The following is a 13628-nucleotide window of genomic DNA, read 5'->3' as shown; positions in this document are numbered from 1 at the left end:
CTGTGAAATTTCCTCTTTGTTATAAACATCGATAATTTTTTGTCTGAAATCGAGTGAATACGCTTTCATTTAAGATTTGCTTTCCGAATTTCAACTAATGTATCTCACTTATTTGAGAAATGCTATAGGTTTTAATCAAGCCTTTGTATTGAGGTAGCTTTTCAAAAGCTGCCTGTATTTTTGCACCTTCTGTAGAACCTGCTTGGTCGATCGCCTTAGCAGTCAACATTAAAGCATCATAGGAGTTGGCAGTCCCGATAGATACAATTTATGCTGACTTAACAAAATTCAAATATAAAAATGTCGTCTAAATTACAACAAATATGAGTCTTAAAATTACCAAGGTTACTTTACCAGATAGACAAGGTAATTGGCATGTGGCGATCGCTAATGGTTACATTACCCAAATTTCTGCTGCACCGATCTTAAAAGCAACTGATGAAACCCTAGATGCTTAAGGAAAATTACTCATTCCTGGACTTGTCGATCCTCATATCCATCTGGATAAAGCTTTGTTACTCGATCGCTATCCTGCGGTAGAGGGGACTTTTACCGAAGCGCTGCAAAAAACTCTTCAGGCAAAGCAAGAGTATACCCAGTCCGATATTCAATCAAGAGCCAGAAGGGTAATCGAAAAAGCGATCGCCTTTGGTACTACATCTATGCGCACCCATGTCGAAGTAGATCCGATCGTACAGCTAAAATCTATGGCAGCATTATTGCCTTTAAAAGCAGAATACGCCTGGGGTCTAACTTTACAATTAGCAGTATTTGCGCAAGAAGGAATTACCAATCAGCCAGGGACAATAGATTTACTCAGAAAAGCGCTGGCGATGGGAGGAGATGCGATCGGCTCTGCTCCCTATGTCGATCCTGAGCCAGAAGAAAATATTCGTCTTGTTTTCGATTTAGCTCAAGAGTTTGATTGCGATGTTGATTTTCACCTTGACTTTCTTGATGACGACGCACCTTTATTACTGCCAGTAGTAATTGCCGAAACCCTCAGTAGTCAGCTTTTTGATCGAACGTCTCGATCGCGCCGATGCCATCTATCCACCAGCAATATCTGGGAATAATTTGCCATTGGGAGTTAAAAATCAAACCGATTTACCCCTGAAAGTAGAACAAATAACCATTAGTTTTGGCGGTGTCAAAGCTGTCAACAATGTCGATTTTATAGCTCAATCGGGAACGATAACTTCGATCATTGGCCCCAATGGTGCGGGTAAAACTACCTTGCTCAATCTTTTAGCGGGTTTTTATACTGCTGAATCTGGTAGCGTTTATTTGGGACAGCTCGATTTAACAGGTAAAAATAGTCTAGAAATTGTGCGTGCGGGTTTAAGTCGTACCTTTCAAACTACTCGCCTATTTGATTCTCTTTCGGTATTAGATAATTTAAAAGTTGGCTATACTGGCGATCGCTTGGGTAATATCCTGACAGCTTTACTGGGTAGGGAGCAAAAAACCAAACCACCTCTAGAAACTAAATTAATTGAACTACTCGCTTTTGTGGGCTATCAAGATAACATTCATGCCCGTGCTGACAGTTTAGCGTTTGGCGATCGCCGTTTAGTCGAAATTGCCCGTGCTTTAGCCACAAGTCCTCAGATAATCTTGTTAGACGAGCCAGCAGCAGGATTAGGAGAACAACAGAAAGATCGCTTAGCCAGACTGTTACGTTGTTTAGCGAATTCAGGCATCAAAGTAATTGTGATCGAACATGACATCAATTTAGTCATGGAAATCAGCGATCGCATCGTCGTTCTCGATCGCGGTAGAGTCATTTGTGACGACACCCCGATGAAGGTGAGAAACAATCAACGGGTTTTAGAGGCTTATTTAGGAGTTACCCAGAATCAGATCGATCCTCCCTTCAGCAACTCGACAACCCCAATTTTAGCGGTTGAAAACCTGACAGCAGGATATGGTCAACTTCAGGTATTACAAGCCGTATCTTTAGAAGTTTGTCAGGGAGAATTAGTTGCAGTCGTCGGGGCGAATGATGCGGGGAAAACTACTCTACTGAAAAGTATTGCTCAATTAGTAAAGGCGCGATCGGGACGAGTGTTGTTTCGCGGCGAGAATTTGACTAAACTATTACCGCAACAACTAGCCAATCAAGGTGTTGTCCTAATTCCTGAAGGCAGACAAGTATTTACCCAATTATCAGTGATGGATAACCTGCGCTTAGGGGCATTTCAGCGACAAGATACTCAAATAGGCAAAGATATAGACATGATGCTGGAGCGTTTTCCCGCTTTAAAAACACTGCGTAATCAACAGGCTGGGCTACTTTCAGGAGGTGAACAACAAATGCTGGCGATCGCTAGAGGATTAATGGCTAAACCACAAGTTTTGCTCCTAGACGAGCCTTCTCTAGGACTAGCGCCTCAGTTAGTTGTCTCTCTTTACGCCACTCTAGCGTCACTATGTAAAGAAGGGATTTCGATCTTGTTGGTAGATCAAATGGCTCAATTAGCTTTTTCCGTTGCCCATCGCCTCTATATCCTAGAAACAGGAAAAATCATCCAAACAGGAACACCAGACAAGTTGAGTCAAGATTCAGCAATTATCAATTCTTATCTAGGAAACTTACGCGCATAACGTTCCCAGAACTAAGTAGGTAGGCAAAATAATTGATCAAACCCCTACCCTTAGAGCTATTTGTTACTAGTCCTAAAGGATAAGCTCCGCAAATGCGACACGAAGTTAGTCCTTTAGGGCTTTAGCATACCGCTCCGCATATTACTCGTTACTTGTTACTTGTTACTCCCTAACCTCATTTTCAATTTAATTACACCCACCTACTTAATTGTTAGATTTGCTTTGCGCTTGAAAGTTAAGCTTAAGTTTCTGTGCCAGAGCATGATTTAATTTTTTCGATGCTTCGGGATATTTCGGCTCTATTTCTAATACTCGACTGTAAGATTTAACGGCATTGTTCCATTCTTCCAACTGTTCCCATTGATGCGCCAAGAAATAATAGGATTCGGGATTTTGTGGATTTTGCTGAATTCCCTGTTCTAAAACAGCGATCGCCCGATCGTGTTTCCCTTGTCTACTTAAAATGTCGCTTAAACGATGATACGAAGGAGAAAACGTAGGATCGAGAGTTACCGCTTGATGATAAAAACCAATTGCTTGTTGTTCTTGATTTTGCTCAACTAAGGCATCTGCCAGATGAAAACGATCCATTGCCGTACCAATATTAGGCTGTAAAGCCAAAGCTAGCTGCATCTCTTTGACAAATTCTTGCTGCTTTCCTGCCTTGAATAAGGTTCTTGCCAAACTCAGGTGTGCGTTAGGATATTGACGGTTTAACTTAATAGCTTGACGATAGCAGGCGATCGCTTCGGCAAAATTATTCTTCTTGGCATAAAGATTACCCAGATCTGTATAAACTTTAGGAGAATTGGGCTGCAACTTTGCTTGCTTATAATAACGTTGAATTGCTTTATCCAACTGGCTTATAGTATCTTTTGTGGGAGACTGCGACTGCAAAATCCGAGATAACTCTGGCTGATTTTGGGCTGATTTTGATGGCGCTAGAACAGGACGGGACATACTTAAGCTAATAGCCTGCCGATAGTATAATGAAGCCTTTTGCCACTGATTATTCTGCTCTAACTTTTTTGCTACTCGACAATAAGCTTTGACAGCATCTTCGATATTATTGTGGTCAATTGCCGCTAATTCTAAATCTAAAGATTTTTTGCTACTTAAGCTTTCAGCTAACTCCAGTTCTGTAGCCTGATAAAGACTAAACTCTGCTTTTTCAGCTTCATCTACTTCTTGCCAGATTGCTGCAAGTTTACGATATATTTTCACACTTGGCTTGATAATAATCGCCTTTTGATAATGCTTAATTGCCTGCTGCCATTTTAATTGTTGAGCATAAATATCAGCAATTCCCGCATAGACTTCCGCTAAGTTGGGTTTAAGCTCTACTGCTTTAGCGTAACAAGCCATTGCCTGTCCAGTTTGACCCATTCTTTGGAGAGCATTACCCCAAATCTTATAGGCTTCTGCCATCTTAGGCATGATTTGCGTGGCTTTTTTACAGGCTAGTGCTGACTGTTCCCATTCCTGTTTTTCCAGATGCTCTAATGCCTTTTGAAAGTATACCTGAGCCGTTTCCCAGTCTATTTGTTTTGCCTGCTGAGGATTAACTGCTTTGATCCGAGGCGAAAAATTGGGAGTAGGGTCAAATTCTGGCTTCAGGTTGGGTGAGACTGGCGGTGCTGAAGTTACCTTGGCGATCGCAAAATTATTAGTTAAGGGTTGAAAAGAAAAAGCCGCTTCTTTTAAATTAGCAAGAGGAATGGGCGATTTTTTGACAGGAACAACATTGGAACGCAATAATTGATTTTTAGTATTTCCTGCCAAAGCTTTAAGATTAATTGCTTGACGATAGTAATTAGCGGCTTGCTCAATTTTTCCTTGTTTTTTCAAACCCATAGCTAATCTTTGGTAAGCGACGGCAAGATCTGCTTGCTGTTTAATCCGCCCTGCTAAACGCTGCTTAATTTCGGGTAAGTTAGGATTTTGTTCAATTGCTAAATCATAGATTGCCAGGGCTTCGTTTAATTTTCCTTGTTCCCAGAAAACATCTGCTTGAGCAATTTGTGCCTCCCAATCCGAGTCATCGGACTTGACGATCGCCGTCTCTGTTGGCTTAGTTTCGCTGTGAAAAAAATTTTGCAATAGCTTGAACATTAGCTAGTTAAAAAGATATATAAACAATTTTACTTAAGTCAATCAACTGATATTGAGAATCTACAATACAAAAAGGTCAGTATTTACCCCAGCTATTTTATAAATTTTAAGGGCAATGTCCTAAATTTCATCTAATCTTTATTTTTGTCGGAAAATCTCTTCATAGAGAATTATTGTCAATAATTGGCTATTTTAGTACTAAATAATTACTATGCTTAAAACAAGCGCTTATTTTAAGCATAATTTTAACTCAAACACCAAGAAATGCGAATTAATTTAGCTTACATTAGTTCGCAATCAATTATTTATGATCATTTGCTGACTAATAGCTTAGATAGTTGAGATTTTAGGTTAACTAATTAAAAAGCCATGCGATCGAATGTGGATTATAAAACTTCTCGTTTTAAATAGGGTTGAAGCACATCAGGAATTCTCACAGTACCATCTAGTTGCTGATAGTTCTCTAAAACTGCCGCCATAGTGCGACCGATCGCTAACCCCGAACCGTTTAAAGTATGAACATACTGGGTCCCTTTTTGTCCTGCCTGTTTAAAGCGAATATTTGCTCGACGTGCTTGAAAGTCACGAAAGTTAGAACAGCTAGAAATTTCTCGATACATTCCAGCAGCAGGCAACCAAACTTCTAAGTCGTAACATTTTGCTGCCCCAAAACCAATATCTCCTGTACAAAGTTCCAATACGCGATAGGGCAGTTTTAACGCTTGCAGAATTGCTTCAGCATTCTCTACTAAAGCCTGGTGTTCGGCATCAGAGGTTTCAGGTGTAACTATTTTTACCAACTCCACCTTATTAAACTGATGCAGTCTAATTAAACCCCTGCTATCTCTGCCTGCACTACCTGCTTCTCTTCTAAAACAGGGAGTATAAGCGCAATGGCGAATTGGGAGTTCCGTATCTTCCAGAATTTCATCTCGATAGAGGTTGGTTACAGGCACTTCAGCCGTTGGTGTTAGCCACAAATCATCGTTGCTGCATTGAAAACTATCTTCAGCAAACTTAGGTAGCTGGCTTGTACCCTGGAGAGAAATGCTATTAACCAAGACAGGAGGCATTACCTCCACATATCCAGCTGCGATTTGAGTATCTAGCATAAAGCTAATTAAAGCCCTTTCTAAAGCTGCCCCCGCACCAACTAAATTTACAAAACGACTTTGAGCTACTTTTACCGCCCGTTTAAAGTCAAGAATACCAAGTTGCTCGCCAATTTCCCAGTGGGGCAAGACATTTTTATTTTCGGTAATATATTGATCTCCCCAACGTTTAATTTCTACGTTTTCTTCTTCTCCTTTCCCTAGGGGAGTTGATTCATCAGGTAGGTTGGGTAATTCTAATAGCAAGACTTCAATCTTGGCTTTTAATTCTTTTTCTTGAGGTTCTAGTTCACTTAATTTTGTTTTAATCTCATTTCCTTCTGTCTTCAACTGGGCAATTTCTTCTCCTTGAGGGTTGCTGCCCTGAGCAATTTTTTGACCAATCAGTTTGCCAATTTCGTTCCCCCTAGCGCTGAGTTGACTACGGCTAGTTTCCAGTTCTCGTGAAGCCTGGTCTAATTTGACGATGGGTTGAAGATCATAATTACCGTGGCGACGATCGATCAATTCTTGAACTTGTTGGGGATTATTTCTGATTAGTTTGAGGTCTAACACCGCTTTTATCTATGCTTCACTGACTTTCTTGCTTTATGTTAGGATATCTCGTTTTTGAATTATTTAATAATATATTTGAAATTAACAATAGATAAATAATTAATAGCGATTAAGCTGGGCTTGCTCAGCATCGTCAATGTTAAAGAAAGTCATTAAAGCGTTAAAATTGACATATACAGCTTATATATTGCAGATATAGATTATGTTCCTTACAGACGGAACTATTTGGACGAAACTAAAGCAAATGTAGAACAAATGTTAATTGCGCCCAAATTTTTGATTTTTACTTGAGCGGCAAGCATTATCAATCGATACGACGAGAAGGCGTATCAGGAAAAGGTTGGGCAGTTCCAACCTCACGATGAGTACTATTATCGCGATGCTTATTCTTGCCAGCAAGCCCAGCTAACCCCAACAAACCAAGTAGGCCTAACCATCCCCATTCAGAATTATCATCTTCAGTTGTAACAACCTCAGTTGAATCTGTTTCTGTCTGTCCCTGTGCTAAAGCACTAAAAGGAATAACTGCCAAACTAAGCGCCAGCAAGCCCGCGCCTGAAAGTTTGTATAAATGTGAAAGTTTCATTACTATATATCTCCAGATATGAATAAAGATTTGCGATTGTTTTTCAATCTTGAGATAAGCTTATTCTTTTCGTTTAGAGAATCAATCAATCTTTAGTCTGATAAATTAATCTAATAAATTCAACGGATTGCCAAATTTTCTCTTAAAAAATAAGTCTTTTCACATACATTATTGTTAAGTAAATATTATTTTGTTTTGCCGTGTATATCTGGCGGATGAGCGAATAATTAAATTGAATTAAATTGGCAAAATTTCAGTAACAAATTATATATTTTAATAGTTATGTAGAAGTAGGATTAATCAGGTTTAAGACCTCTTTTTTCAATGATCATTGCTCATTGTGACGCGAGCTTGCGAGCTAATCCTTTAGGACTCACTGTTGAATACAAACTCAGGTTATTTAGACCACTGACTGCGAATCTGATCCATAGTTGCCATAATCTTTAATGTTTCGTCTAAAGGCATAACCTTACTTTCTAGCTCGCCGTTTTGCAGACATCTAACTACTTCTGCTGCTTCGTAGTTATAGCCATTTCCTACCAAAGGTTTAACTGTAGTTGCTCGTGAGTTTAATAAACTCGCCAGGGAAAGATAGACTCGTCTAACTAGAGAGTTTTGCTTAACTTTCGCCATCAGCTTTTGTTTACTGCTAGGAGGTGTTAAAGGAGAGGCAAAAGAATTAGTTGTAGCTTCAGGAAACTTAGTGACGGAAATTTTTTCGGGCATAATAAACAGTCTGTCTAGAGTAATTCTCCCCTTACTACCCATGATCGTGGCTTGATTAGAGCTTTCTGTCCCAAGAGATTGAGCTAAAACGGCTAATGCCCCTTGAGCATAATTTAACAGCACCGCAGATTGTTCATCTACTCCTGTATCTAGAAGATTTGCCTGAGTCTGGATACCAGATGGTTCACCCAAAAGATAATACGCCAGAGAAAGCCCATAAATACCGCGATCGAGTAACACTCCTCCTCCTTGCTCTAAAGTATTAAGGTGGCTACTGCTGTTAGCGTTAACGACATAACCAAAGTCTGCCGTGAGCATTCTCACCTGACCGATTTCTCCCTGTTCAATCATGGTTTTTACCTGTTGAACCAAAGGCATAAAGCGCATCCACATCGCCTCCATGCAGAATAACTGTTGGCGACGGGCGACTTCAATTACTTCCTGAGCTTGAGCAGCATTAACAGTAAAAGGTTTTTCGCACAGAATTGGTTTTCCTGCTTCTAAACACAAAATACTCAGATCTTTGTGAGTATAATTAGGGGTGCCAATGTAGACAACATCGATATCGGGATCTTGCACCAATTCTTCACAGCTATGATAAAAACGCGGGATGCCAAATACTTGGCTAAACGTTTGCGCATTGGCAGCTTTTCGAGAAGCAACCCCGATTAGTTGAGCTTGGGGAACTGATTTTAATCCTTTAGCAAATTCGCCCGCTATAAATCCTGTGCCGATAATTCCCCAGCGAATAGGTTGTGATGACATATTTAAAAAAAACTAATTGCTAGTTACATCGCCCATGACATTGGCTTAATTGGTTCAAAAGTAGACTTAACCTGATAGGTGGAATTACTTTCCGTTGCATGATGAATTGCTAATACTAATTCATTTACGTGGAGAGAATATCTCGCCGAAAGACGACAGGGACGATCTTCTCTGATAGCATCAGCAATTTCAGCAATACCACGGGCAAAATCCATCTGAAAAGCGCCACGGTAGCTATATTTTGTTTTAGTACCCATCAAAGGATATTTTTGTTTAATCGGACTGACGATCATTTTTCTTCTGATCTTAAACCGCCTTCTGATATGGACAGGAGCATTATAAAACCAGGAGTCGGGGGTACTCAAAATACCGCGATCGCCAAATATTCTTAAAGAATGATCGTGGGCTGCCACAATACTACAGGTCAATCGAACTACTACTCCCGAGGCAAATTTGATGCAGGCGACAGAAAAATCGGGAGCATTATGATCTAAGGGAATCTCCGTCTTTTTGTCTTCAACTAAGGTAGAACTAAAGCCTGTCACGCTCTCTGCGCGCCCAAAAAAAGCAGGAAACCAAGAAAGATAATATCCTGCGTGTTCTAAGGTACAGCCTACTTCAAATTCATCTTTATATGGCCAGGGTGTACCTGATTGACTAACCCATGCTTGATAAGGCATTTTATGGACTAAACCATCATCCATTTCACTATAAACGACATAAACTTTGCCGATTGTCTCTTCGCGTAATGCTTTCCAGATGGTTTGTGCCGTTTCCCCCAGAAGACTACAGGGTGCTGATGACAGATGCAGCCCTTTTTGTTCGGCGAGTGCCACTAGTTTTTCTGCCTCCTCTAGCTTCATTGCCAGCGGTTTTTCCGAATAAACGTGCTTGTCTGCTAATAGACAGGCTAAATTAATTTCAAAATGGCTTTTCGGATTGGTCAGATTTACAACTAACTGAACTTGGCGATCGCTTAATAGTTCATCTAGGGATTGATAGATATCCACTCCGTAATGTTGAGCAAAATCTTGACTTCTAGCTAAATCTAAATCGTAAACTCCCGTTATTTTGAGTTCTGGATAGTTTTTTAAGGTGGTTAAATAATAATCTGCTACAAAACCGCAGCCAATAATGGCAATACTAATTGTGTTGATGTTAGACATGTCAGAGGTGGTTTTAATGTTCAGATTTTACCGTATATTAAGTGTTTTACTAAAATTTTCGCCGATAAAAAACATTTTATTAAAACTTTAGTTCCAAGCTGCATGATTTATTTAAATGCCTGATGTTTTAACTGCTCTCTCTAGCTAGAGCTTTTTGAATAATCGGGGGAATTTCGCTGGGTTTTTTGGCTATTTTCAGCCCAATTTTGCGTAACTGAGCAGCGGTTTGGCGATCGCGATTAACCACAGGAACGGAAGCTGATAACTGATTACTAATGATGGTCAGAGCATCACGATAAACTTTGGTCTGGGGAGCTTTTAAGCCTGCGAAGTAGACGACTATCGGCTTATCGTAACCGCGATCTTTGCTGTAGGCAATAATCGAGTTAATCTGATTAACCCTCTGTCCTATAGCCACAATTGCTTTGGTGTTAGAATCCTGGTTAAGAGCTGCCAGCCAGTAAGCTAAATCAGAGCCAATAATACGGTCATTACCCACGCTCACAATCATCGACTGACCTAACTTAGCTGCATTTAATTCAGCCGCCACTTCATAGCCAAAATGCCGACTAGAAGTAATTAAGCCTACTGTTCCTGGTTGATAAAACTGAGGCTGTAAATTACCTAAGCAGACTTTTTGCGGAATAATGATTCCATGACTTCCAGGGCCTAAAATCAAAGTATTAGTTTTTTGGGCGCATCTAATCAATTCAATCGTATCTTGAGGAGGAACTCTGGGGGTAAAAATAATAATTTGGCGAATACCAGCAGCGATCGCTTCTTTGGCAGCATCAAGCACCTGATAGGGGTCAACAAAAATTAAGCTTAGCTCGATTTCTCCAATCTCTGTCTGTACTTGTTCAACTAGGTCAAAAACAGGCACACCTTCTACTGTAGTACCTCCCTTACCAGGGCTAACTCCAGCGACAACGTCTGTCCCCAAAGCCTTCATGTGCAGAGCGCAAAAAATTGCTCGATCGTCAGTAATTCCTTGAATAATAACCTTGTTGGGATGAGACCAATTCATAGAGAGAATAAATACAGTGAGAGATGGATTGAATAGCAGAACAAAATCTGAGCGCAAAATTACTTTAACTAGATTTAACTACGGCGATCGTCTGATTAATACTTTCCTCTAAACTGCTAGATAAATAAATCTGCTCACAGAGGGGTAAATCTTTAAGACTAGTGTGATTTAGCAAACGCAAGACAAAATAAGGAACACTCGACCCAGACTGCTTTATCTCTTCCTTAACTTGAATTTGTTCTTTAGGGGTCGATCCAGCAACTTCCTGTAACACCTGGCAATAATTAACAACAGTTTGCACAATTTCGCGGTTTACGGCTTCTGTGTCCCAAATATTCAAGATAATCACCTTAATTCCTGCCCAAGACTTTATTTCCTGCAAAATACTGAGTAACTGCTCTCGATAAAGCTGGAGATTATCTATCTCGGTGGCTAAACTATTCTCAATTAAAGCACTGCAAGCGGGAACAACTTTATTTTGGGCTAACAACTCTCGGGTTAATACAGCAGAATCAAAACTACTACAAATCATCGCTACTTGTCCATTCTGGTGCTGCCAATCAAGCCAACGCCAGCTAACCTGGCTAAAATTTCTCTGAGTTTGCCAATTACTCTGGTGAATACTTTCTCGTTGTTGTGCTGAAAAATTCAAGGTTACAGCGATTGGCTGTCGAGCTAAAGCATGGTCATTAATCTTGATTTTGCCATCTAAAGCCATCAACTCACCTTGGGCATTAACTCCCAAAGGATTAATTTCGATCAGATCTAGGTCTTGCTCTTTAAACAAACGATACATCTTGGCAATAATCTCGCTAACTGAACAAATCAAATTTCCCGATAGACCCATACGAGCAGCCAAATGGCGAGCATAAAACAGCGTAAAATCTTCAGTAATCGCAACTTGCTGTAGATTTGCCAACAAGGAATCAGTGTTCATGCCTCCCCAGGCTGAACCTAGCAGTACAGGACATCGTAGGTCATAATCAAGCACTATTGCCAAAAATAACTCTCTTTCAGTGTTGTAGTGTGCCTCTGCCAAAACTACTTCGGGATATTCCCCCAAAATAGACAGATTAAATATACTCCGAGCAGCAGCGATCGCATCAATAGTATTCGCCACAAACTTTACTCCACCAGCTTTACCTCGCCCTCCAGAGCGAACTTGAGACTTCAAAACTACGGGATAGGGGATTTGTAGCTGCTTAATTTTTCTGGCATCTCGGATAGTTAAAGAAGGTAAAATAGGAATCCCAACTATTCTAAATAATTCTTTAGCTTGATACTCTAATAGTTCCATAAACTAGCCAGTTATGTTTTCTTCTAGTTTAGAGTAGCTAAATCATTACTATTCGGTTAATTTGTTATCTTAATGTTTAAGTTGTTGAATTATTAACTTATTTACCGATTGTCTTGAAAATCTAGTAGCAAAGCGATTATGATAAATACTGCCTAAAGCCAGACCTTGACTCAGGGAAATAATTATTCTCAAGTAGTTAACGCAAATACAGCATCACCAGGGTTTTCAGCTAATATATTTTAGTAGCATCTGAACTTTTCTGTTCCCATCACGGGCAGCATTAACTGCCAAATGATTCACAATTCAACTATGCCCATTAACATTACGGACTATTTTTTCGCATAACAGACTTCACTAAATCAACGACTCAGCATTTAAGCATTCAAATCAGGGAAAAATATTGTTCGACTTACAACAGCTATGACAAAATCTCATAACGGAAGGGGAATGGAAAAAGTTGTAATTATTATTAACGCTGAAGTTAGCGATCAAGGTCAAATGATCTCAGCGTCGCCTGTAACTCAAAAAATGGTCGAAGCTTTACAGCGTAATATTTTAGAAACCTCACCATCTAGAATAGTAGAAATAGTATCTGCTGCTACTTTATGGTCAAAAAATTCTAAAGCGATTAAAAAAGACAGAATCACCGATACAATTTACTGTCCTCTGACAATTCAGTTACCAGACTATTTTGAGTTTCCCCAAAGAAGAATTTATTCTGCCTGCAAAGATATTAATGCTCGAAGACGCTGGGTAGAAAAGAATCTTGGATTCAAAACTAGCGTTGGCGATTCTTGGTTGGGTCATCTTTGGCTGCCAATTGTCTTAACTGATAAACCGCTATTTGGTGAGGTAATTGGCGAAGGCTCGATGCCTAACTCCTATGAACACCCCGTGGCTATACCCCAGCGCCAGCAGAAATCTCTCCATGGTCTAGCAGAGGAGTTACTAGATTCTTTATCAGCAACCCCCGCAACCTATTTATTGCAATTTAGCTTCCATAATGGCGAAATTGTTTTTGATCGACTATGGCCTTTTCCTGCTGCACCAGCTCTAATTACTCTAAAGACACAGCAGCCTGATTTATTTACCTGTCACTGGCACTGCTTGATCGAAAAACCAATCGCCAAGCTTAATATATCTGATGCGATGCCAATCTAGTTTTCCACTCTTTCAAAACGTCGTGCATCCAGCCACTGCTGTAGAATGATAGCTGCTGCACGGCGATCGATTGCCCCCTTATTGCGGGTAGAAAATTGTTTTTGAGCTTTTAGCTGTTCTTCTGCTTCAACAGAGGTTAAACGCTCATCTACATAGTCAAAAGGTAGCTGTAGAATTCGGGAAATTCGTTCGGCAAATTTCTGCACCTGTTTTGCCTGAGAGCCTAATGTTCCGTCGAGCCTGTAGGGTAAACCAATTACTAAGATCTCGATTTCTCTTTCTGCCACAATCTCTTTTAACTGCCGAATGTCTTCTGCCCAATTCGTTCGCCTAATTGTAGTTAAACCTGTGGCAATTAGACCAGTACCGTCGCAGCCTGCCACTCCCATTCGCTTCCTACCTACATCTAGCCCTAAAGCGGCAACTTTTTTCATCCCCATAGATTTAAAGCAGTTTTTGATTGAGTAGACACATTAATTTATCGCAGTAATGGGTAATGAACAGTAAAAGCGAT

At 40.1% G+C, this 13628-nt stretch carries 11 protein-coding genes; 3 read left to right on the top strand and 8 right to left on the bottom strand.

The genetic code is table 11. The features are described from left to right. Positions 1 to 470: 470 nt before the first annotated feature. Positions 471 to 1076 (top strand): amidohydrolase family protein, encoded by a 606-nt coding sequence (locus KME09_23550; GenBank protein ID MBW4536910.1) that lies wholly within the window; start codon positions 471 to 473, stop codon positions 1074 to 1076. Then, positions 991 to 2607, top strand: a complete 1617-nt coding sequence (locus KME09_23545; GenBank protein ID MBW4536909.1) for an ATP-binding cassette domain-containing protein — start codon at positions 991 to 993, stop codon at positions 2605 to 2607. Before KME09_23550 ends, KME09_23545 begins: the two co-directional genes overlap by 86 nt. A gap of 204 nt (positions 2608 to 2811) precedes the next feature. On the opposite strand, the gene KME09_23540 is transcribed toward KME09_23545, so the two are convergent. The 7 genes from KME09_23540 to KME09_23510 form a co-directional block, all read right to left on the bottom strand. Further along, positions 2812 to 4719 carry a tetratricopeptide repeat protein gene (locus KME09_23540; GenBank protein MBW4536908.1) on the bottom strand — a complete coding sequence of 636 codons (1908 nt, stop codon included), beginning with the start codon at positions 4717 to 4719 and terminating at the stop codon, positions 2812 to 2814. A 386-nt stretch (positions 4720 to 5105) separates the two neighbouring features. After that, on the bottom strand, positions 5106 to 6386 hold the full coding sequence (gene serS / locus KME09_23535) for a serine--tRNA ligase (GenBank protein ID MBW4536907.1): 1281 nt from the start codon (positions 6384 to 6386) through the stop codon (positions 5106 to 5108). A gap of 304 nt (positions 6387 to 6690) precedes the next feature. Further along, positions 6691 to 6972, bottom strand: a complete 282-nt coding sequence (locus KME09_23530) for a WGxxGxxG-CTERM domain-containing protein (protein ID MBW4536906.1) — start codon at positions 6970 to 6972, stop codon at positions 6691 to 6693. Positions 6973 to 7368: 396 nt separating this feature from the next. Then, positions 7369 to 8463, bottom strand: a complete 1095-nt coding sequence (locus tag KME09_23525; GenBank protein ID MBW4536905.1) for a Gfo/Idh/MocA family oxidoreductase — start codon at positions 8461 to 8463, stop codon at positions 7369 to 7371. A 23-nt stretch (positions 8464 to 8486) separates the two neighbouring features. Then, a complete protein-coding gene (locus tag KME09_23520) occupies positions 8487 to 9611 on the bottom strand; it encodes a Gfo/Idh/MocA family oxidoreductase (protein ID MBW4536904.1) in 1125 nt (374 codons plus the stop codon). A 145-nt stretch (positions 9612 to 9756) separates the two neighbouring features. After that, positions 9757 to 10656, bottom strand: a complete 900-nt coding sequence (locus KME09_23515; protein MBW4536903.1) for a CoA-binding protein — start codon at positions 10654 to 10656, stop codon at positions 9757 to 9759. A gap of 64 nt (positions 10657 to 10720) precedes the next feature. Next, on the bottom strand, positions 10721 to 11953 hold the full coding sequence (locus KME09_23510; GenBank protein ID MBW4536902.1) for an acetate--CoA ligase family protein: 1233 nt from the start codon (positions 11951 to 11953) through the stop codon (positions 10721 to 10723). Between the two features lie 447 nt (positions 11954 to 12400). Here KME09_23510 and KME09_23505 point away from each other — a divergent pair, with 447 nt between their 5' ends. Then, on the top strand, positions 12401 to 13114 hold the full coding sequence (locus tag KME09_23505; GenBank protein ID MBW4536901.1) for a hypothetical protein: 714 nt from the start codon (positions 12401 to 12403) through the stop codon (positions 13112 to 13114). Here the strand turns inward: KME09_23505 and ruvX are convergent. Beyond that, entirely contained in the window at positions 13111 to 13548 is a 438-nt protein-coding gene (gene ruvX, locus KME09_23500) for a Holliday junction resolvase RuvX (protein ID MBW4536900.1), read from the bottom strand. The genes KME09_23505 and ruvX overlap by 4 nt on opposite strands. Positions 13549 to 13628: the final 80 nt, after the last annotated feature.

The organism is Pleurocapsa minor HA4230-MV1 (genome assembly GCA_019359095.1).
In the GTDB taxonomy this organism is placed as follows: domain Bacteria; phylum Cyanobacteriota; class Cyanobacteriia; order Cyanobacteriales; family Xenococcaceae; genus Waterburya; species Waterburya minor.
Note: the sequence above shows the minus strand (reverse complement) of the source record. Positions and strands in the feature narration are given on the sequence as shown.

Excerpts from the sequence above, each read along its gene's own strand:
- KME09_23540 (MBW4536908.1), bottom strand. The coding sequence starts at position 4,719 with ATGTTCAAGCTATTGCAAAATTTTTTTCACAGCGAAACTAAGCCAACA.
- KME09_23530 (MBW4536906.1), bottom strand. The coding sequence starts at position 6,972 with ATGAAACTTTCACATTTATACAAACTTTCAGGCGCGGGCTTGCTGGCG.
- KME09_23525 (MBW4536905.1), bottom strand. The coding sequence starts at position 8,463 with ATGTCATCACAACCTATTCGCTGGGGAATTATCGGCACAGGATTTATA.
- KME09_23515 (MBW4536903.1), bottom strand. The coding sequence starts at position 10,656 with ATGAATTGGTCTCATCCCAACAAGGTTATTATTCAAGGAATTACTGAC.
- KME09_23510 (MBW4536902.1), bottom strand. The coding sequence starts at position 11,953 with ATGGAACTATTAGAGTATCAAGCTAAAGAATTATTTAGAATAGTTGGG.
- KME09_23505 (MBW4536901.1), top strand. The coding sequence starts at position 12,401 with ATGGAAAAAGTTGTAATTATTATTAACGCTGAAGTTAGCGATCAAGGT.
- ruvX (MBW4536900.1), bottom strand. The coding sequence starts at position 13,548 with ATGAAAAAAGTTGCCGCTTTAGGGCTAGATGTAGGTAGGAAGCGAATG.